The following is a 20,060-nucleotide window of genomic DNA, read 5'->3' as shown; positions in this document are numbered from 1 at the left end:
TCACCTTTTATTAGGATTCTTTCCTTGTCGAATAGATTGAATGGTTCCATTACCCTTAGGACGCCTTCTTATTGCCCATAAAGGAAAGCGTAAAAAAGCATCTTTCATATCTGCAAAGCGAAACGGTGCTAATGGCGTTCCGTAAGGAGTACCTAGCGATTCAAGACTGATTAGATGTCCAATTAAAGTCATCCACCCGATAACAAGTCCAACAATTCCAAATAAGGCAGCTGCTAGCATCATCGGAAAGCGTAAAAGTCTTACTGCCGCTCCCATATCATAATTAGGGATAACAAAAGAAGAGATGGCTGTAATAGCAACAACAATAATCATAATGTTGCTTACAATTCCCGCCTGAACAGCCGCCTGTCCAATGACAATACCACCTACAACTCCAACTGTCTGACCGATCGGAGTAGGTATCCGTAAAGCCCCTTCTCTCATCGTTTCCAATGTTATTTCCATAAGTAATGCTTCCATAACTGGAGAAAAGGGTACGCGCGTTCTTGATTCTGCAATAGATAAATACAGCTCTACAGGAATAACTTCAAAATTAAAGGAAATAAACGCAACATAACTCGCAGGCAAAAATAAAGCAATTATAAAGGAGATAAAACGAAGCATCCGAATAGACGAAGCAACTAACCACCTTGTACCGTAATCATCCACTCCTTGAAAAAAGGAAATAAAATTTGTTGGAGCAATTAACACATTAGGCGAATGATCCATTACAGTTACAAATCTGCCCTGTAGAATGTGAGATACTGCCAAATCAGGTCTTTCAGTTAATATAAATTGTGGAAACGGTGAGTACGGGTTATCTTCAATGAATTCTATAAGTTCCCCATTACTAGCAACAGCGTCGACTGTAATATTATGAATCCGTGTTTCTAATTCCTTCAGCACATCTTCAGAAGCTACATCTTTCAAATATAAAATAGAAATCCTCGTTTTGCTTCGTACACCAATTACTATTTCTTTTACTGTTAATTCACGATGAGGAATATACCTTCGAATCATTGCGATATTTTGACTTCTAGTCTCTGTAAATCCTTGATGCGCACCTTTTAGAGCTATTTCGTTATGAGCGTCTTCAACATTTCTTTGTGGCCATCCTTTCGTATCCAATTGATGTGCTGTTGTTCGACTGTGGATTAATAAAACACTATCTCCTCCAAAAATAGCATTTTCAATCTGACTCCACGTATTAATAATTTTGATTTGTCCTAATGGAATTGGAAGTTCCGTATTGGTATCAAAATCACTATTCATCAAAGGACTTAGAACATGATTTTGAATCAATTCTTTATCTGTTAATCCAGACAAATATACTAAAGCGGCTTCTAATCCATCTGCTTTTATTTGAAACCGGCGAATCACTAAATCAGGTGCTTGACGAAATATATTCTGAATATCAGCTATGTTTTTCGATAAATCAGCGTCTAAGAGGGAGTCTTCAATATTTTTTTTCTGAAAATGAGTATTGTCTCGTATTGAAAATGACTTAGGATTGTCTCTATATTTTAAACGCTTCAAAAATTTAGCCATGATTCCCTCACTTTCTATGTACCTTTTATAGTACGTTTAGTATGCATATAGTAAGAAAAAATATCCTAATAACTAGGGAGGTAACATGAGAATTATTACTATAAAGTTTTTGGGGCATATTTGGGGTCACTATACATCACCATCAAGTTAAGATAAATTTGTATCCATATAGCGAAAAAATCGCTATTCTTTTTGTAGAAATATGCAGAAAGGATGGCATTTTTTATGAATCTTTCGATTCAAGATGAACTCCAATTATTTGCTGAGGAATTATATCAATATTTTACTCCTTCATTTTTAGAAGAGCTTGCTAGAGAGTTAGATTTTGTTCAACGAAAGCGCAAATTTTCAGGACATGACTTAGCCACTATCTGTGTTTGGATGAGTCAACGGATAGCGAGTGATTCTTTAGTTAGACTGTGTAGTCAACTACATGCAGTTACAGGAACTCTTATTAGTCCAGAAGGACTAAATAAAAGGTTCAATAAAAAAGCTGTTTGTTTTTTAAAACATGTTTTCTCTGCATTATTAAAAAATAAAGTTTATGCAACTTCAGTGATTCCAAGTTCTTCACTAACCCATTTTCAACGAATTCGCATTTTAGATGCAACGATTTTTCAAGTACCAAAACACTTAGCTAGTGTGTATCCCGGTTCGGGTGGTTGTGCACAAACAGCAGGTATAAAGATTCAATTGGAATATGATTTACATAGTGGGCAGTTTTTAAATTTTCAAGTTGAACCAGGGAAGAATAATGATAAAACCTTTGGATCAGAATGTTTAGCGACATTACGGCCTGGCGACCTTTGTATTCGAGATTTGGGTTATTATTCACTGGACGATTTAGATCAAATGGACCAACGTGGGGTATATTATATATCGCGGCTGAAATTAAATAATATGGTGTATATCAAAAATGAGTTTCCTGAATACTTTCGAAATGGGACAGTAAAAAAACAGTCTCAGTACATCAAAGTTGATTTAGAACACATTATGAATACCTTAAAACCAGGACAGGTCTATGAAATAACAGATGCTTATATTGGAAAGGATAAAAAACTATTTACACGCGTTATTATATATCGATTAACTGAAAAACAACTTCGAGAACGTAAGAAAAAACAAGTGTATACCGAAAGTAAAAAGGGTATTACGTACTCAGAGAAAAGCAAACGATTAGCTGGTATGAACATTTATGTTACCAATACACCTTTGGAATGGGTTCCGATGGAACAAATACATGATTTTTATTCTCTCCGCTGGCAGATTGAAATTATCTTTAAAACTTGGAAATCCTTATTTCAAATTCATGATTGGCACAATATCAAACGAGAGCGATTAGAATGCAACATTTATGGAAAACTCATCGCTATTTTTTTATGTTCTTCTACTATGTTTAAGATGCGACAATTAATTTTACAAAAGAAGAAAAGAGAATTAAGCGAATATAAAGCCATTGGAATGATTCAAGACCATCTATACATTCTTTATCAAGCTATACAGCAAAACACCCGAGAAATAACAAAGATTTTAATCCGCCTGTTCCATCTTCTACAGAAGAATGGACGAAAATCTCACAGATATGAGAAGAAGACTGTCTTTGATATTATGGGTGTTGTCTATGAGTATAATGGATTGAGAAAACAAAAAAAATTGCATAATTAAAAAAGTGAAACCCGTTAGGGTTTATTTGGTATGCGCATTTTTAAGAATATACTTCTATTTTAAGAATGTTTTAACCTGGCTGAACAAAAGTTCAGTTTGGTACACTCTTAAGTTGATGGGCATGTATGGTGACCCCAAATAGTTGTAATTCGTCATACACAGAAACAGACATATAAAACGCCATCCTTTCCTATGATTCTACAGAAAGAATAGCGTATTTTTTCATTCTAGGGGGCATTTCTTTTTATTAGCTTGATAGCGATGTGGCGGTACCCCCGGTATAAAAAAAACCGGAACGAATCCGGGTTAAATGAAAATGTTGTCCCTTTTTATTATCGATCCCAAAACGCTGGCGGTTCAATCCCAAGTAACCGTAAGTAAATAAAACCTTGGCCTCGATGGTGGATTTCATTTTCCAACGCATAATGTAGACGTTCGAAATGACTCATTTCGCCACCAAAAAAGGGATCTTTTTCTACGGTGTGCAACCGTTCCTCGGTGATTTTTGGCCACCATTTTTGCACAACCTCCTTTGTTTCATGACAACCGTCTAAAAGTTCCTCTTTGGTCGAAACACCAGCAAAAGGTTGGCTATATTCCCATTCACCGAGAGCGATACCGCGTATATATCCGCGTTCAATATCTAGTATCTCTAAAATCATTTTTGAGAATGGCCGCAGCGGTTCGACCGGTGCAAAGGTGAATAACTTGTCTTCAGGAAAAGCCGCAATTGTTCGAATGGTTAAACGACGATTCTCATCCAAAATTTCGCGAAATTGCTCCAATGTCATGACCATCGTTGGTCGCCTCCTTAATTAGTTGTCCCTTTCATTTTAAAACGTCAACCCTGACAAAAGTAGTCAGTTAAAAGAAAGAATCCTAACCTTTTCAATATGATTCCGGTCAAATCCTTTAATGTTGTATAAAAAACGAATATTATTTTCCTGTTTTTGGGCAATTTGCGTTTCGTCATTTAATTGCTGGTTTTACCCTTTTTAGGGTCATTTGGAATGTCCGCTATTACTTGTTACCTCTTTTAGTTCCGTTGCTACACACAGGCCAGTTCTTGTTCATATGACCCTAAGCATCTTATCATTCTATCAACCTCCCCCCCCAACAAGGAACTAGCCCCTTCTAATTTCCCTTTCCTTAGACCTAAAACATGAAAGTAAACTTTTGAATAGAAGTTTACTTTCATTTTCGTCAATAAGAAAAACCACAGCAATCGCTGTGGTTTTGACTAAAACTATGTTGTAAATGCTCATAGCATTGTATGTTGGATTTCAATTATAAGTTCCAATGTAAACTTATTATTATTTGTTTACATTCAAATCCCCTTATTCATTGAGTTCAAACCAAACCCCCTGATATCCTCAAAATACACAACAAAAGTATACATTCAAAACACTACAAATAAAGAAGTGATTATAGCTAAACATAAATAACTAATTCACTTAATCTATGATTATCAACAATTAAATAAGGGTGGGTTATTTTTTAGGTAACCCACCCTTATTTAAAACTAAAGAATCTGCGTTAGTTCTGAATTCAAAACTCGTTGTGCAGTAATAATAACATTACCAGGTGCTATTCCGTAGACACTGTATAAACCACCGTTTTGATTAGGAACAATTTCAACTTCATATTGAAGCGCTTGTCCCAAAGTAGAGTGAACTAAACTTAGATTTATAAATTCAGAAGCATTAGCAACCACATTAAAGTTTATCTGTTCGATTAATGTTCTTGTACCGTCAAGTCTAAAAGATCTAACTACCCCAGTAAGTGGACCTGCAGTACGATTGAGAATTTTAACCCTAGCTCTAGTTGCATTAGTAGGTTGATTTCCTACGTTTTCAATAGGACCAGTAGAGAAAGGCATTTTAAATTCACCTCCTACTAAATTAAAGGATTAATAACCTATAGATTATAGTTTCATAGTATTCAATACTTTATTAAAATGATCTAAATCAATTAACCAATTTGTTTTAAAAATAAAAATGAAGTTTACATAACCTATCATTATAGGGATTCAATGTATTTAGAAGACTATTAAAAGTCCTCCAGATTGTTTAACTGGGGGACTTTCGTGTTCATATAATTCTCGTTATTGGAAGTGCATTTAAGACCATCATTAACTTAATAAGAGTCTAATAACTCAAGTTTCTTAGCCCCCACCTCACACTCAAAAACAAGGAAAATAACGGAACCTGGTAATACACCCTTTATTGTGGGCAGGGTTGCACATATTTATAAAAAAATACTCTTGTCCAATCCATTATCATTCTCTAGTCATTTAATATTACAAAGGGGGTGAGAACATGAAAAACAATGAAAAAATCACGTTTCGATATGTAAAAAATGATGGTGAAGAAATTAATTTGGGAGATCTTACTGATAAACGAAAAATTGTCATTGTCATTAATAATCAGATTACATTTGCACCAAATACAACACAAATTTCCAGTGGAGCCGGACAAAACAGTGCAGCAGGAAATAATGCAGCAATCGATTCATCGAATACCGAGCAGCAACAAACGGTGGGCGCTGGAGGCAAAGCGATAAATAAAGGAATTAGTGGGGAGCAGATTGAGCCGCATAAAATGAAAAAAGAAAATTCGGATGAAGAGGTAGAATTTGTACTTATCATCAATAATCAAATTAATGAAACCAGTGAGGAACAGGCTAGTGCTACTCAAGTGGCAAGTGGTGGTGGAGATGACAGTGCAGCGGGAACCAACGCTGCCATCGAAAGTTCTAATACCAAACAGCAACATGCAGTGGGAGGCGGAATGGATAGTTTAGCAAAAAACGAAGGTGAAGAAGGCGACCAAATAGAAAAATCAGAAAAATGCAAAAAAATGCAGAGGAAAATGCAAAAAACTCCGTGTCAAAAAAAATCTGGATTTGAAGATCCAGATTTTTTTTGACACGGAGTTTTTTTTGAACGTTTAAGTGAAGATAATCCAGATTCTCAAAAAGAATTATTTGAGGAAGCATATAGTTTTTTGAAAGAATAATATATACATATCTAGTTAACATAACGTCTCATTATTGATAGTATCCAAAAAAAGAAAAGGCACCCTAAGGTGCCTTCCTCCGACTTGAACCATCTTAATTTTAATAATATGTATTGGACTCCCATCCAAATATTATTTTACCATGTTAAGTAATATTTGGGTACCGCCAGCATTTTTGGAAAAAATCACGTTAAGCAAAAAATAAAATAAGCTGCCCATATGGACAGCTCATTTACATAATTCTCGAAAGCGGAAGTTAAAAGTTTTTAGTTTCTTGCTCAATTAAAGCGCCCGTTAGTTAAAGATTATGGATAATTAATTTGAAAGTGTTTTTATCTAAATACACCTTTTCTTTTGGAAAGCCAATCTTCTAAGGCATCTTCGTGTAGTTTTGTGAATAATTTCGGTATTTGGTCTATTGGGAAGTATTTTAAATCTAAAGTCTCAATACCATCTACAGTAAGTTCCCCGCCAATTGGCTTGCATTGAAAACAATGAGTGATAGTCTGAGCTTTATCTCCGTTTGGAAACTCACCAGAATATTTAGAGTAGACACCTATAAGATGTTCAACCTCAACATTTAATCCTGTCTCCTCAAGTATTTCTCGTTTAGCGGTTTCTTCAAGAGATTCTCCAAGTTCCATAGCACCACCTGGAAGACCCCACTCATTTCTATCTCCCCGTTTTTGTAAAAGAATTTCATTTCGTTCGTTATAAACAATACCTCCAGCAAAATTAAGAAATATTAAATCGTGCCCTACTTTTTCCCGAATATAACGAATGTAGTCCTTATTTGTAGTCATAAATTTCCTCCTATTTATATATAAAATACAAATTAATTATATATAAAAATAGAAGGAAATGGTAATAAAAATGATATTATTCCTTATTCAACTAACCTGCCATTTAGTTGAATAAGGAACAGTGTATATCCTATACATGTTAGGTTGACAGGTTCTGGTGCAAACATTTTTTGAAGATATAAAGAAGTAAAGAGATTCCTAACGGAATCCGCTTTTATGCTGGAATACCGAATATTTGATGAATGAGGTTCACTTGATTTTGGACAGACTTCTCTTGAGAGGTTTGTCCTTTTTTCATCATATGCATGGCTTCAATCCCAGCAAGTATCCATTTGGCAGTCCGAAAGGACTTTAAACTTAACATAGTACGTATGCGTTTCTTGATAAAGCGGTGATCCTGTTCCACAATGTTATTTAAATACCGAATTTGCCTCACCTTCACACCTATCGGCATGCTTTTTTCTTCATGTAATGCTTTGATAGCAACAGGATATGCTGGGTTCTTATCGACTGTAATCACTCGAGGTGTTACGGAATGACAGGAAGCCAAGGCTTTCTTCAAGAAGCGCTTGGCTGATTTAGCATTTCTATTCTTGCTCAGATAAAAATCGATGGTATTTCCTTCAGAATCCACAGCACGATACAGGTACATCCATTTCCCTTTGACTTTTACATATGTCTCATCGACTCTCCAAGAATCATTGGTTTTCTTTAAATAGCGTCGAACTCGTTTGTCTAACTCAGGGCTATATTGATGTACCCATCGCATGATGGTAGTGTGAGCAATGGACAGACCTCGCTCCTCCATCATTTCCACTAAATCACGAAAACTTAGATTGTACCGTAGGTACCATCTTACTGTTAGCAAAATAATATCAGGCTGATAGTGCTTCCATTTGAACGAATTTTGCTTATTCACACTGAACACCATCCCTTTTCTAGATTGATAGTATCAGTATGTCCAAGTTTAAGAGATTTTTTGCACCAGAACCGCTTTTGCTAGCTGCTCTTATTTTCTGTAATTGGTTACATTTACCTGATGTTTTTAACGTAATATTACGTTACGATATAAAAGAATAAAATATATTTGGCTGTTATACCATTACCCTAGGAAACTAGGGTTTTTTTCTGCAAAATGAAATTTTTATAAGCTTGTCACCATTTTATAGGACAAACATACTTTATAGATATAAGACGTGCTCACTCATCTGTCCTCTTATTAAAAGAGGACTTTTTTTATTAAACTCATCACTCTAACATAATTAACGCTTATATTGTTTTGATGAATGAAACTCACTGATTTTCATAAAAGAGCTTCCGACCAATAGACGGAGCTCTTTTTACTTTTAAATCTAGCTACCGTTGCGATAGGTAAAACTTTGAAGTTATCTCCATCTTTTCCCCCGCTTAGCACTGTACGTGCAACTTTCATCGCATACAGCGCCCCATCTTATTCTTCTATACTAAACAACCAGATTACAAACAATGTTGTACTCACCAACGTATTAATTCCCCTTTCTTACGAAAGGTCACATCATCTTACTCGATCCTGTGAGTTACATCTAATTGATTTAGTTTTCAAAGAATAAGACTAAGGACTATCCCTCCACATTTATTAAATGCTTCGTCGGTACTATGTCCCCACCTTCACAAGAATGAAGCAATTTTGGTTCATTAGAACCTTATATGCATCTGTCCGCTAGTAGGCGTTGGTGACAGTTTCTTGCTTACCACGTTCCGATTGACTTAGCTATACATATATCCTTAGGCGCTTGCTTTAAGCCTGTTATCTTTACACCCTCATCGTTGGATGTTCCGAATTTCATACTATTTACTCTTACTTTTCGGTAGATAACGTCGTCGTTGACGACATACACATTTCTGATGTATTAAACGTTTAGACCCGTACATTCACAAGTTCGCCAGTCCTTTGTCGGACATTCTCACCATAGATATTTTGTAGCATCCCGACTTATCCATCACCATATGATTTCTCACTTAGGTTTTGTTCAGCCGACTTCACCTAGCTTCATACAATTTGTGACTACTATCATGCCTTGCATGTAGGAGTATCAGATAAGTAGTTTCAGCTCAACCTGACGGCTTTCATTCCTACTTTCAGTCAATCAGTTGTTGTTATCGAATTGATAACCCTCCTATTTCGTGTTTGCACACTTATAAGGAAACGTGTCGCGCAAATAGCTTTTTTGTTTAAAATAATAGCTCTAAAATAATTGGATACATTTGCCAGTTTATTCACCGCAACATTCATGTTAAAATCCCATGTGAGTACGACATAACTCAACCCTATGAAGCTCTGCAATATTTGCGGGGCTTCTTTTTTCAACAAACCTTTAGTTAATTGTGATGACTACCTTGGTGTACAAAATAAGGATTTTATTTAAATTTCATAAAACCTATCTTTGCCTAAATAGGTTCAAAATTATCTATTTAGCATATATAATACTTTTAAGCAATTTAAATTCTATACATAAGTAATGGAGGCATTAAAATGGGGAGTGTCCCAAATTTACCACCACAACAATCAATCTCCAAAAAACAAATTAATCCTAACAAGAACCTACAAACGAATAAAAAGCTAAGACGTCGTCTTTTATTAGCGCTTGCTTTTATGCTACCTATGGTTATTTCTATTCAAATTTCCATTTATAAGCAAGAACAAATGATTCAAGAAAAACAAATTACACTTAATAAAGAAAAGAAAAGATTATCTGAATTAGAAATTACAGGACGTTATTTTGAAAACGATATTAAAACTTTAACAGAGAGTGAAGAAGGTATTTTAAAGTTCGCAAGGAAATTGTATGGATTCTCCAGACCTGATGAAACTATATTTCAAATAACTGAATAGCTTTTCAATACATAAGCGATTATCATTAATCATGGAACGATTTAATGATAATCGCTTTTTAACAAAATTCTATTAAATAACGCTTTTGTTCTATTTCATGCCTTTCCCAAAGCATTTTGCACAAGTCAACTTAACTCCATCTTCATATAATCCTCAGCCATATTTACCAACATCTTTTATTTTTGTTACTATGCTGAGTGTAAAACCCTTTCCATTACACGTTTTACATTTTCTCTTTTTCATATTCGCCCCTCACTTTTCTACAAAATTCAAAATTGGTCTTACTTTACTCCTGTCGATCCAAACCCGTTATTGCCTCTTTCACTATCCGATAACCACGCGTAACTTTGTATCACACGTCATAGCACTATGCCTCCTAATCCAAATGCATTATCTCTTCTAAGGTTCTATCCGAAATATAAGTGGTAATAATTTGTATCTTTCCGTATTTCTTTTTAGCCATTTCTATAGCTTCGCTCTCGGACTTCGCCTCAAACCAACGAAGCTTCCACTTTTCGTCTTTATCGTAAAACTCTACTGAGTACGTCATAACGCTATTACGCTTCAAGAACTTTTCCGCTGTACTTGTTGCGGTATAATCAAAACTTCCTACTACATCCTCAAGTGTTAGTTGTTTCATGCCCCTAACCCCATCGGACGAGATTTTATCTTGCTCTTATCCGCCTGGTCCATTATTAAAGCTGCAATTTCTAACTGATGTCTTCCCAACTCTACTGCAATTTCAATGAAGCTTTTATCTTCTTCCCACATTTCTTGGAATTGAATCACTTCACTCTCATCGAATAACAAGTCCAAATCTTCTAAAGCCACATACATGTTACGACGCGATTTCTTCATGTACTTCCTTTGCTGTGCTGCGATTGTGTAATCTTTGTGTAGAATCATAGGAAAGGATGGCGTTTCTTTCACTTTATAGATAGTACAAAAACTTAGATTGATATGGATACCAACTATCCCAATTGCCACTGTGATAGTTGGATTTGAAACACCTTTCAACGACTTTCCCAACTGTCAATATGTTAACAAGTAAAATAATTGAAATTATGGTAAATGATAACCTTTCTTTTTTATCAGATGTAATTTGGTATAATTATAATTAAAGAAATTATTGATGTTAGATAAAGGAAGGAATATAGAGAGTGAAAAAATTATTTCAGGCCAAAAAATTCTTAATATTAATTCTAACATTAGCTATAGTAGTCAGTATTTATTTTGTTCTTCAATCCACTACATCACTTGCAAGAGGTGTAACAAACCAAGACAATCCAATTCAACTTATAAGTGAACAACCCAAAGTGGAGTTAAGTAAACCAGTTCCTAATCAATTTAATGGCCAAGTAAGAAAAGTGGCATATCTTACATTTGATGATGGACCAGGAAAGTATACAGCTGAGCTTTTAGACATATTAAAACAACATAATGTTAAAGCAACGTTTTTCTTAACTGGTAAGTCTGTAAAAGCATATCCTGATTTAGTAAAACGAGAAAAAATTGAAGGGCATTATGTTGGTATGCACAGCATGACACATGATTTCAAAAAATTATATGCAAATGGTGACTATGTAAATGAAATGAAAGCAAACCAAAGTTTAATAGCAGACCTTATTGGTGAGAAACCTCAATTAACAAGACCTCCATATGGTTCCATGCCTGGATTAAACGAAGCACTTCGTAATAAAGTCGTAGAAAATGGCTTTAAAGTATGGGATTGGACAATTGACTCTTTAGATTGGAAATATAATAACTTGCCAGTAGAGGTAGCTTCCCTGAACATTACTCAAAATGTACTTACTGGTGCGACTCGATCTAAAGAAGTCATATTAATGCATGATATTCATCCTCAAACTGTTACAACCCTACCAACCATTATAAAAGGATTAAAGGAAAAAGGGTATGAATTTGAAGTTTACCAAGAAAATGATCACTTCTCTTTAAATTTCTGGCAGGATCCACGTATTTAACTTTTAAAGAAAATTATGTTGTATTTAAAAATGGAAGACAGTGATTTCATGGACGGAATTATAGAAGAAGTAAATGAGAAGTAACGATGCTAGTACCAGAGGAAGTGTAAGAGCAGGGCGCAGCACTCCCACAGAAACGGCAATACGTTTTTGTGGGAGGGGATGGTTTTCGTCCGAGATATCGTCGTTATAGATGACGACGTTTCCCACTCCGAACTTTTCTAAGATTATTTTTATTTCCTTATTAACTATCCTTACTATTATCTTTAACCCGCCCTAACAGGCAGTAGACCCTCACCTAAATGTTCAGAGGAATCAAAGAAGATAGGTGGGGGCATCACTGCTCCTATTTGTGCTGAACGCCCACAGGGCGAATCCCCACTATTGGAAGTTTCACTTTATTTTCGAGACATCTACTTTTTTACTGGTAAAGAAAAAGTTTCTTCCCTATTCATCTCGGTATGGATAAAAATAAACTGTTTAATCATTTCATTTAACCTCTTCGATGCTTTTGTAGGAATTTGATGCTTTACGTTATCAATGAATTTTAATTCATTATATGGCAATTCCCCATGCAGTAGTTTCGCGTGATCATAAAATGATTTATCTTTCTTACCATAAACCAACAAAACCGGAAGCTCAATGTTTCTAAGCTGCTTGGTACAATTATACTGCAAACTATAACAATAATACTGCTCGATATTTTTGGCATTTCCTTTTCTAGCTTCTTTAAACATCTTTCTGAACAATTTATGTGTATTTGAATTGCCCCATGAAATAGACAATGCTAAAAATGAAACTGCCCCTGTTTTCGCAAGTTTCACGCCTAGTGAAATCTTATTCTTTAGATATCCATCCCTCACTTCTGACATTCCCCCCATTAGAATACCCCCTAAGGCTCTTTCGGAAAAAGTCAACAAAAATTCTAATGCAACAGAGCTTCCGGTCGAATATCCGCATATGAATGCTTTTTTGACTTCCAAATGATCCAATAAACGTCTAGTATCTTCAACAATCAGTGGATAGGTTATCGGTTGTCTTGAATCCTGACTCCTTCCGTGTCCCCTAATATCAAAAGCAATCACTTTAAATTCTTTGGATAATTCCTCTATTTGGTACTCAAAATTTACACAAGTGAGTACAGGCGGATGAATAAAAACAATAGGAATTCCTTTTCCCTTAACGGTATAATACAGACTACTACCGTCCACATTCAACATTGGCATGTATTTAATCACCTCAATACTATGACATCATTCCTAACTCTTCTCTAAAGAAAAAAAGCAACTTTCAAAAATGATGTGTAATAAAAAATTGAATTATTATTAGATAATAAATATATTGGTATAAATGCTAAACATTTCAACCATTTGTAAAAAGATTAGAAATAGAAACAAATTCAAAATGGATTTAAATTTGTTTTCATTTTTCCTTTTGAATTTCTGTTACTATTATTTTGCATATTTTCAATGAAAAATACTTAGGAAATCTTAGGCTTTTTAGGAAAGAAAAATGAAGAGGTATTAGCATAAGTTGGCATCATAAATTTCTATAAAACAATGCAATATAAAGCATGTGAAATTGAACTTAGTACTTCTTTTTCCTAACTTTTTTACAGGGGGCAAAAAATGAACACTCTTAACTTCTTTATGTCATTATTCAATTCTGGAAGAAGAATTCAAAAAATGTTTAAATTGTTTAGAAATAGACGGAATAATAATAGAGGGTGGATTTGGGTTTCTTTACTAGGATTAGGAACGGTTGTTAGTGTAGTAGCAACGCGTAATTCAAATATGATGCGACCTATCCAACGTTTGTTCCAAGGTGTTCAAAATACAACAAGAACATTTATTCCATCCAAAGTAAACCTGACAAACATGGAATTTTCCAGAGAAATAGTTCCTATTAATCAAAAGAAACAAAGTAATCAAAACCAATAATTGTCACCTATAATAAAAAAGTTCGTCTCCTAGTGACGAACTTTTTTATTATCCTTGTTACTCTATAGTCGTAGCAAATCATTTTGTTCTTTCATTTATTATACTTATAAACCGATATCTTATTGTCCACAACCAAATAACATAGCTTGTTTTGTGCAACTAACGATTATAGTAACCACAGCTACTGAATCACTAACCATACCCTACTATAAACAAATTAGTAAATGATACACTTTCAATATTAACATTTAAATATTTTGATAAACAGAAAAAGTATTTTTATGATCATTTTATACAAATTATTCAAAACCTCTACAATTGGACTGTATACTTTGATACAAAGATAGATATCCTAAATTTTGAAGTTATATTTTCAAGGAGGAACCAATTTATGACAGTAATCACTAAACTCAAACAAACTATTTCTGGTTTGAAAAGTGCGCAAGCAAGTTTAGAAGGATTTGTTCTTGATACTGACAATCAGCAAGCAAAACAACTGTATCAAAATGCAGCCCAGCAAACACAGACAATTATTGATTCTTTAGACCCACGCATTCAGGAGGTTCAGCAAGAAGAACCCCAGTATAATCAATAAAATGCGGTGATTACTAGACTTTTGGCATAAGCAGCATCATGGTTGGATTTATATATCTAGAAAGTATTTATACTTTTTAGGTTAACTGAAAAGAGATGATACAATGTCATCCTTTTTCTTCAGGTAATAAATCAAGAAATAACAAATTTTTCGTATTTTATATAACAGTAAGCGAACTCCAATTTCTTTTTGTTAGCTATTATTAACATTAAAAAAACAACTTTTTTCACATTTAGAGGTAGTACCAGCGTTCCTACAACTGGGGGCAAAGTAGCATTTCCAATAGGCAAGATGCTACTTTGCTTCTTCATATTCCTTCATTATTTTATAAAACGTGTTTTTCTTTAGCTCTAACATTTTCATAAACATAACAGCTGTTATTTCGCCACTCTTCCATTTGGGATGAGTTTCTTCTATTCACTTAGATGGTTGGAATGGAAAAGCAAATAAGATACAAATGAATGAGGAAGTAAATCCAATTCTTATTAAAGGTAATAAAAAAGAATCATTTACAGTAATGTACATAGCTTTCACTGATAACGAACCTAAACCTTCTTCTGAGTCAAAAGGTCTCTTATTAGTATCACCAAAAGATGTTGAGTTGATTTGTAGTAGACAAATAACGTTAAATGAATTTATAAAACAAAATGGATTAGCTAAAATCAAAGAGAATTTTAATAAAGATTTGGTTTTAGAGCCATTCCCACAACTATTATTTTTATCATGGTTATTAAAACAAGAACTGGACAACATGAAGAATTTTATTAAATGCTTAAAATAAAGATAATACTCCATTAAGAGCGCGTTTATTTAGGAAACACGTCTTTTTTTGTATTGGCATTTTAAATGAGGTCAACGTCAAGAAGCATTAGAAAAAGCAGGACAATAATTTAAATTGGCTGCCATTCGCAGGAATTTAAGCCTTGCACTTATGACTATTTGGTTGAGCGATCGATATGTTGTGCTGAAACGTCAATATATCTTAAAAAGGAGCTCTCTTTATCAAGAGAGCTCCTTTTCTTATTTCTTCTTCTTTTCTGTCGGTTGGCTTTGTTTAGCGAAATTAGATGAATCATCGAAATTCGGTTGCTTTTTACCAGCATTATTACTTCTACCTTTTCCCATATGTAATGCACCTCCCCTCACCCTTACTATTCCCAATAAAAAAATCCTCTTGCATCCAAGAGAAGTTTTTATTTGGCTCTTATTAATAATGCCCAACTGTTCTCGTAGTACTTCCAACACTTCCATACCATATTGGATGCTTTTGACCATGGTGTTGATGGTGGCCATCATGCTGCGCTTGATAAAGAACAGCTTGCGGATGAATTTGATGTTTGCCATGAATTAGTCATGTATTATCCCTTATTTTTTATGACTTTTTACGATTTAGGTCTTGATAATTTATAAATGGTACATCTTTTTTATGAACGGTACGACTTTATTTCAAATCAACAAAATCAATCATTATATTTTCGACAAACCAAAAAGCACCTAAAATAAATTAGATGCAAAATGTATCAAGGATATTATCTTTTTCTTCCTTATTAATCCCGATGTATCTTAATGTGATTTGTGGCGTACTATGATTCAGTATTTCTTGTAACATAGCAATATCTTTTGTTTGCTTGTAAAACCAATATCCAAATGTTTTACGCATAGTATGAGTACCTAATGATTCTACTCCGGCAAAATCTCCGGCTTTTTGTAACTGTCGATAGGCTTGAACTTTACTAATGGGTTTATCACCTTTTCGAGAAGGAAATAACCAGGTACTTTTTAGATTTTCAGCGTATGGAAATACTTCCTCAAAAATAGAGGTAATATTTATGATACGTTCCTTTTTTGTTTTTCCTTCTTTAACTTTAAATTCTTTCCGCTTTTTTCTCTTTATTTTTAAAATCTCATGCGTTTCCATTTTAAGTAAGTCACTTACACGTAATCCAGTATTAATCCCAAGTAGGAATAAAATATAATCACGATCTGAACAATGACGTTTAAGAGACCATTTCATATCTTCGAGCTGTTCTTTGCTCCGAATTGGTTGTACATCAATTAAATGTTTCTTTTTCTCCACTCGTTTTTCAATCCTTTTGTTTTCAACGTTTTGAATGTAAACTTTTTTATCTTTTTTTATAATATCAATAAAAACAGATAAAAGTCAATGGTTAACGGGGGATGAAAGTAAACTTTCAGCTAAAAGTTTACTTTCATTTTTAAAAACATTTTTTGATGTACTGATAATATAGTTGCTTAATTTTATCGTCTGAAAAGCAATATCCTAAGCAGCCACTCATCTAATATGGGTATTTTTCACATAAAAAAAGACACCCTAAGGTGCCTCTCTCCGACTTAAACCACTCTAATTTTTATAATATACATTTGGACTTCCATCCAAATACCATTTTACCATATTTAGTGATTGAGTATGCACCTTCAATTTTTTGTTTATCTTTTTTATGAATATTCTTTTGTACATATGCGTTTTATATAGTGATTTCTAATAATAAGGAAGTAAATAATTTGCATACAAATAAAGCTTACTAATACAACAATTGAGCTTTGAATAACGGACATTTCCCTACTTGCTGTTTGTCCTAATTGATGCAGAGTAAGAAATGCAAAACTGCTGTGAACCATAGCCACTACAATCGGTAAGAAAAATAGGATCATCATTTGTCTTGTCACAATTTGCTTTAACTCTATTTGGCTTAAGCCTAATTTTGAAATCATCTGATATTGCTCTTGATCACGTTCTAAATCAGTAAATAGACGGAAATATAAAAAGCTTAGCGTAAATACGAAAAATAAAATTCCCACCAATACACTTGTAATAGAAAGTAATCCGTTTTGTTGTTTCAGTTCAAGCCATCTTAAATTCAAAGATGAAAAGATATAATAATCATCTTGACTCGTACCAATGAACTTCATAAGTTTTGTAGAAACTGCAGTTGTTTCAGGCCAATTTTTTATGATAAAACCGTATATGGTGTAATCTCGGAGTACGCTTTCTTGTTGAACATTTAGCACCTTACTGTAAACAGCATCAGAGACAATAACAGGTGTTTCAATTGCGGCGAATTCTGGGATATAAATTGTTTTTTGAACAGAAAGTGGTACTTCTAGTTCACCATGCATTAATTCAAATGTTTTTCGATCCTCTGCACTATTGCCGTTCTTCTTTAGTCGTATAGCGATACTTTCATTTTCATTTGTTAATTTCTCTATTTCATACCCTAATTTTTTAGCATATTCATTATACGTAGAAAGATTAATTAACACCAATCCGTTTTGTGCCATTTTAAATTTTGTTGCTACAAGTTTATAAGAAAATCCAGATTCTTTTAATTGTTTTTTTATCTCTTCAATATGGGATTTTTCTTGTGTATTCCCCTTATCCGATCGATAGGTAAATGCATATGGGGTCTCATGTTTTGCCAATTCAGGATTTGCAATAGCCGTACAAACTCCAATTGCTGTAAAAGATACAGCTGATATAATTGTAACTAAAAAGAACGTTCTCGCATTATCTTTCATTCGATACATTAAATCTGAGATAACAAGAAGATTGGTTCTTTTAAAGAATGTAGTTTCTTTATTTTTTAAAGTGTATATCACATATACACACAATTGAGTGAAGAAAAAATAGGTTCCAAATACGATAAATATGACACCTACTCCTACGAGTAGTAATAATTGATTCAAACTCATGTAATACATCGCGACGATACTGTGGTGGACGGAGGAGTAACCTGCTCCAATTAAAATAATTGCCAACAAGGATATCCAAACGGACGCTTTCGGCTCAGGTTTTGGTTTTTCCTCTGATTTTATGAGTTCTACAAGCTCATTCATTTTCACCATTTTTGATGTAAACAATGAAATGAGTAGAAATAAAACAAAAAAGGAAATAGCTGTTACTCCCATAGACTTTAATGGAAAGTAAAATGCTAACGTATGCTCTATTGCCAATAAAGACCCACTAATTAGTAAAACTAATTTAGAAAAAATCATCCCAATCCCAATGCCTGCTAGTATAGAAGGGATTCCAATCAACATGTTTTCGAGAAAAATTAATCGATGAAGCTGTTGATTAGACATTCCATGTAACATTAATAATCCAAACTCTTTTTTTCTATTTTTTAAAAATGCACTAACAGAATAGAAAATCAGAAAGAAAGAGAAAAAAAAGATTAAGTAATACGATAGTAGAAATCCTATTTTCCCAAATGTACTCATTATGGTGCTTGCGTTAGTCAGTTCGCCTTGTAGGTTCGGATGAAAGACAAGTAGCCCATAAGTAAAAAAAATCATTACCGCAAATGTGCTACTAAAAAAATGGCCGAGATATATTCGTTTATTCCGTATAACATTATTAAATGCGAGCTGCCGAAAAATCATTTTTGTTCCCTCCTAACAGAGAAAGACTGTCCATAATATTTTGATAAAATAACGAACGATTGTCATTGTAGAAAATTTCATTATATAACTGTCCATCTTTAATAAAAATAACGCGGTCACAGTAACTTGCAGCAATTGGATCGTGCGTTACTAACATCATTGTTGCCTTTTCCTCTTTATTTAATTGTGTTAATATCTCCATTACATCTTGGGAAGCTTTAGAATCTAAGTTTCCTGTTGGCTCATCGGCAAGAACCAATTTAGGATAATGAATGAGTGCACGGGCAATCGCTGTTCGCTGTGCTTGTCCTCCTGATATTTCATATGTTCGTTTATTTAAAATTTCACTGATTCCTAATTTTTTTGAAATAGATTCTACACGTTTATTTATTCTTTTCACATTCATGCCATCTAATACGAGCGGAAGAACCATATTCTCTTTTACTGTTAACGTATGCAACAGGTTAAAGGATTGAAAGACGAATCCTAATTCCTGTCTGCGAAATACGGCCAAATCATTGGTTGATAGTTGATAAGGATTTTTACTATTAATGAATACACTGCCTGATGTTGGCGAGTCAATAGTAGAAATCATATTCAATAACGTTGTTTTCCCACTACCAGATGGACCCATAATCCCAACAAATTCTCCTTCTGTAATTGTTAAATTAATATTTGAAAGTGCTGTATGTGAAACCTTTCCTGTGTATTCTTTACTAAGATCTTTTACTTTTACTATTTTCATATGAGAAATTCCCTCCAAATTTACACACTAAGAATGAGCGTTGATAGATGAAGCCTGCCAATATTTTTACTTTTTTAAAAATACGAGTAATTTACCATTAATTGGTGGTCTAGTTTCGTATTTCCTTATTTAAACTGTAATACTTGGTCGAATGTTTTAAGCACTAAAATAACTTGATATCGCATCACAGGTATTTCATGAATGTTTCTGTTATTCATTGTAGTAGTAAGATTGTTTTTCTCATATTGAATTGCCTTACATTTTACTTACATGCTTGTCATGTTTCTGAAAATACAGTTTATAAGGTCCGCAGCAATGATTCTTTTTTTGGGAGATAGCAAAGAGGGCTTTTTTATATGCACTTTACTATACTGAACTAGATTTCGGTATAGTTTTTTTTGCAATTCATTGTGTCTTCTTCACCAAACACGCATAAAAATCAATATTATGAAAGTAAACTACTGGGTAAAAGTTTACTTTCGATAAAATAGT

The 20,060-nt window shown here is 33.8% G+C and carries 20 protein-coding genes and 1 pseudogene; 7 read left to right on the top strand and 14 right to left on the bottom strand.

Going from position 1 to position 20,060, the window contains the following annotated elements:
- Positions 1-1,548 (bottom strand): spore germination protein, encoded by a 1,548-nt coding sequence (locus MHI07_RS27165; protein WP_340827038.1) that lies wholly within the window; start codon positions 1,546-1,548, stop codon positions 1-3.
- A 225-nt stretch (positions 1,549-1,773) separates the two neighbouring features.
- Between MHI07_RS27165 and MHI07_RS27160 the strand changes: the two genes are divergently transcribed.
- Complete coding sequence (locus MHI07_RS27160) at positions 1,774-3,213, top strand: IS4 family transposase (protein ID WP_340827141.1); 1,440 nt, start codon at positions 1,774-1,776, stop codon at positions 3,211-3,213.
- 332 nt (positions 3,214-3,545) lie between these two features.
- Here the strand turns inward: MHI07_RS27160 and MHI07_RS27155 are convergent, their stop codons facing one another.
- Complete coding sequence (locus tag MHI07_RS27155) at positions 3,546-4,010, bottom strand: DinB family protein (RefSeq protein WP_098988315.1); 465 nt, start codon at positions 4,008-4,010, stop codon at positions 3,546-3,548.
- Positions 4,011-4,735: 725 nt separating this feature from the next.
- Complete coding sequence (locus MHI07_RS27150; RefSeq protein WP_016100266.1) at positions 4,736-5,092, bottom strand: hypothetical protein; 357 nt, start codon at positions 5,090-5,092, stop codon at positions 4,736-4,738.
- 439 nt (positions 5,093-5,531) lie between these two features.
- Between MHI07_RS27150 and MHI07_RS27145 the strand changes: the two genes are divergently transcribed.
- Positions 5,532-6,140, top strand: a complete 609-nt coding sequence (locus MHI07_RS27145) for a hypothetical protein (RefSeq protein ID WP_340827036.1) — start codon at positions 5,532-5,534, stop codon at positions 6,138-6,140.
- A 422-nt stretch (positions 6,141-6,562) separates the two neighbouring features.
- On the opposite strand, the gene MHI07_RS27140 is transcribed toward MHI07_RS27145, so the two are convergent.
- From MHI07_RS27140 to MHI07_RS27130, 3 genes are all read right to left on the bottom strand, one after another.
- Positions 6,563-7,033 (bottom strand): NUDIX hydrolase, encoded by a 471-nt coding sequence (locus MHI07_RS27140; protein WP_048374232.1) that lies wholly within the window; start codon positions 7,031-7,033, stop codon positions 6,563-6,565.
- Between the two features lie 214 nt (positions 7,034-7,247).
- Positions 7,248-7,952, bottom strand: coding sequence for an IS6 family transposase (locus tag MHI07_RS27135; protein WP_340827035.1), 705 nt, complete (start codon positions 7,950-7,952; stop codon positions 7,248-7,250).
- A 384-nt stretch (positions 7,953-8,336) separates the two neighbouring features.
- Positions 8,337-8,465: a hypothetical protein gene (locus tag MHI07_RS27130; RefSeq protein WP_340827033.1), complete on the bottom strand. Its 129-nt coding sequence runs from the start codon at positions 8,463-8,465 to the stop codon at positions 8,337-8,339.
- Between the two features lie 1,080 nt (positions 8,466-9,545).
- Here MHI07_RS27130 and MHI07_RS27125 point away from each other — a divergent pair.
- Positions 9,546-9,905 carry an FtsB family cell division protein gene (locus MHI07_RS27125; RefSeq protein WP_113734722.1) on the top strand — a complete coding sequence of 120 codons (360 nt, stop codon included), beginning with the start codon at positions 9,546-9,548 and terminating at the stop codon, positions 9,903-9,905.
- A gap of 376 nt (positions 9,906-10,281) precedes the next feature.
- On the opposite strand, the gene MHI07_RS27120 is transcribed toward MHI07_RS27125, so the two are convergent.
- Together MHI07_RS27120 and MHI07_RS27115 are read right to left on the bottom strand one after the other, a co-directional pair.
- Positions 10,282-10,545, bottom strand: a complete 264-nt coding sequence (locus tag MHI07_RS27120; RefSeq protein ID WP_215582794.1) for a hypothetical protein — start codon at positions 10,543-10,545, stop codon at positions 10,282-10,284.
- The gene (locus MHI07_RS27115) at positions 10,542-10,811 is read right to left on the bottom strand and encodes a helix-turn-helix domain-containing protein (protein ID WP_215582793.1); all 270 of its coding nucleotides are present in this window, start codon (positions 10,809-10,811) and stop codon (positions 10,542-10,544) included. The genes MHI07_RS27120 and MHI07_RS27115 overlap by 4 nt, the downstream gene beginning before the upstream one ends.
- 254 nt (positions 10,812-11,065) lie before the next feature.
- Here MHI07_RS27115 and MHI07_RS27110 point away from each other — a divergent pair, with 254 nt between their 5' ends.
- Positions 11,066-11,887, top strand: a complete 822-nt coding sequence (locus tag MHI07_RS27110; protein ID WP_340827032.1) for a peptidoglycan-N-acetylglucosamine deacetylase — start codon at positions 11,066-11,068, stop codon at positions 11,885-11,887.
- A gap of 413 nt (positions 11,888-12,300) precedes the next feature.
- On the opposite strand, the gene MHI07_RS27105 is transcribed toward MHI07_RS27110, so the two are convergent.
- The gene (locus MHI07_RS27105; protein ID WP_340827031.1) at positions 12,301-13,113 is read right to left on the bottom strand and encodes an alpha/beta fold hydrolase; all 813 of its coding nucleotides are present in this window, start codon (positions 13,111-13,113) and stop codon (positions 12,301-12,303) included.
- A gap of 402 nt (positions 13,114-13,515) precedes the next feature.
- On the opposite strand from MHI07_RS27105, the gene MHI07_RS27100 reads away from it, so the two are divergent.
- On the top strand, positions 13,516-13,827 hold the full coding sequence (locus tag MHI07_RS27100) for a hypothetical protein (RefSeq protein WP_215582790.1): 312 nt from the start codon (positions 13,516-13,518) through the stop codon (positions 13,825-13,827).
- A 391-nt stretch (positions 13,828-14,218) separates the two neighbouring features.
- Positions 14,219-14,422 carry a DUF1657 domain-containing protein gene (locus MHI07_RS27095; protein ID WP_265959211.1) on the top strand — a complete coding sequence of 68 codons (204 nt, stop codon included), beginning with the start codon at positions 14,219-14,221 and terminating at the stop codon, positions 14,420-14,422.
- 294 nt (positions 14,423-14,716) lie between these two features.
- On the opposite strand, the pseudogene MHI07_RS27090 reads toward MHI07_RS27095, so the two are convergent.
- Positions 14,717-14,839 (bottom strand): annotated as a pseudogene (locus MHI07_RS27090) (recombinase family protein); the annotation flags it as partial.
- Between the two features lie 40 nt (positions 14,840-14,879).
- Here MHI07_RS27090 and MHI07_RS27085 point away from each other — a divergent pair.
- Entirely contained in the window at positions 14,880-15,203 is a 324-nt protein-coding gene (locus MHI07_RS27085; RefSeq protein WP_340827027.1) for a hypothetical protein, read from the top strand.
- Between the two features lie 239 nt (positions 15,204-15,442).
- On the opposite strand, the gene MHI07_RS27080 is transcribed toward MHI07_RS27085, so the two are convergent.
- The 4 genes from MHI07_RS27080 to MHI07_RS27065 form a co-directional block, all read right to left on the bottom strand.
- Positions 15,443-15,766, bottom strand: a complete 324-nt coding sequence (locus MHI07_RS27080; RefSeq protein WP_340827149.1) for a hypothetical protein — start codon at positions 15,764-15,766, stop codon at positions 15,443-15,445.
- Positions 15,767-15,926: 160 nt separating this feature from the next.
- A complete protein-coding gene (locus MHI07_RS27075) occupies positions 15,927-16,499 on the bottom strand; it encodes a tyrosine-type recombinase/integrase (protein WP_340827025.1) in 573 nt (190 codons plus the stop codon).
- Positions 16,500-16,879: 380 nt separating this feature from the next.
- Positions 16,880-18,823 carry an ABC transporter permease gene (locus tag MHI07_RS27070; protein ID WP_340827024.1) on the bottom strand — a complete coding sequence of 648 codons (1,944 nt, stop codon included), beginning with the start codon at positions 18,821-18,823 and terminating at the stop codon, positions 16,880-16,882.
- Positions 18,798-19,568, bottom strand: a complete 771-nt coding sequence (locus MHI07_RS27065; RefSeq protein WP_340827023.1) for an ABC transporter ATP-binding protein — start codon at positions 19,566-19,568, stop codon at positions 18,798-18,800. Before MHI07_RS27065 ends, MHI07_RS27070 begins: the two co-directional genes overlap by 26 nt.
- Positions 19,569-20,060: the final 492 nt, after the last annotated feature.

It is taken from the genome of Bacillus sp. FSL H8-0545 (assembly GCF_038006105.1).
GTDB lineage: Bacteria > Bacillota > Bacilli > Bacillales > Bacillaceae_G > Bacillus_A > Bacillus_A cereus_U.
Note: the sequence above shows the minus strand (reverse complement) of the source record. Positions and strands in the feature narration are given on the sequence as shown.

Coding starts and splice junctions, on each gene's coding strand:
- MHI07_RS27165 (WP_340827038.1), bottom strand. CDS start 1,548: ATGGCTAAATTTTTGAAGCGTTTAAAATATAGAGACAATCCTAAGTCA.
- MHI07_RS27160 (WP_340827141.1), top strand. CDS start 1,774: ATGAATCTTTCGATTCAAGATGAACTCCAATTATTTGCTGAGGAATTA.
- MHI07_RS27155 (WP_098988315.1), bottom strand. CDS start 4,010: ATGGTCATGACATTGGAGCAATTTCGCGAAATTTTGGATGAGAATCGT.
- MHI07_RS27150 (WP_016100266.1), bottom strand. CDS start 5,092: ATGCCTTTCTCTACTGGTCCTATTGAAAACGTAGGAAATCAACCTACT.
- MHI07_RS27145 (WP_340827036.1), top strand. CDS start 5,532: ATGAAAAACAATGAAAAAATCACGTTTCGATATGTAAAAAATGATGGT.
- MHI07_RS27140 (WP_048374232.1), bottom strand. CDS start 7,033: ATGACTACAAATAAGGACTACATTCGTTATATTCGGGAAAAAGTAGGG.
- MHI07_RS27130 (WP_340827033.1), bottom strand. CDS start 8,465: ATGAAAGTTGCACGTACAGTGCTAAGCGGGGGAAAAGATGGAGATAAC.
- MHI07_RS27125 (WP_113734722.1), top strand. CDS start 9,546: ATGGGGAGTGTCCCAAATTTACCACCACAACAATCAATCTCCAAAAAA.
- MHI07_RS27120 (WP_215582794.1), bottom strand. CDS start 10,545: ATGAAACAACTAACACTTGAGGATGTAGTAGGAAGTTTTGATTATACC.
- MHI07_RS27115 (WP_215582793.1), bottom strand. CDS start 10,811: ATGATTCTACACAAAGATTACACAATCGCAGCACAGCAAAGGAAGTAC.
- MHI07_RS27105 (WP_340827031.1), bottom strand. CDS start 13,113: ATGCCAATGTTGAATGTGGACGGTAGTAGTCTGTATTATACCGTTAAG.
- MHI07_RS27100 (WP_215582790.1), top strand. CDS start 13,516: ATGAACACTCTTAACTTCTTTATGTCATTATTCAATTCTGGAAGAAGA.
- MHI07_RS27095 (WP_265959211.1), top strand. CDS start 14,219: ATGACAGTAATCACTAAACTCAAACAAACTATTTCTGGTTTGAAAAGT.
- MHI07_RS27085 (WP_340827027.1), top strand. CDS start 14,880: ATGAATGAGGAAGTAAATCCAATTCTTATTAAAGGTAATAAAAAAGAA.
- MHI07_RS27080 (WP_340827149.1), bottom strand. CDS start 15,766: ATGGCAAACATCAAATTCATCCGCAAGCTGTTCTTTATCAAGCGCAGC.
- MHI07_RS27070 (WP_340827024.1), bottom strand. CDS start 18,823: ATGATTTTTCGGCAGCTCGCATTTAATAATGTTATACGGAATAAACGA.
- MHI07_RS27065 (WP_340827023.1), bottom strand. CDS start 19,568: ATGAAAATAGTAAAAGTAAAAGATCTTAGTAAAGAATACACAGGAAAG.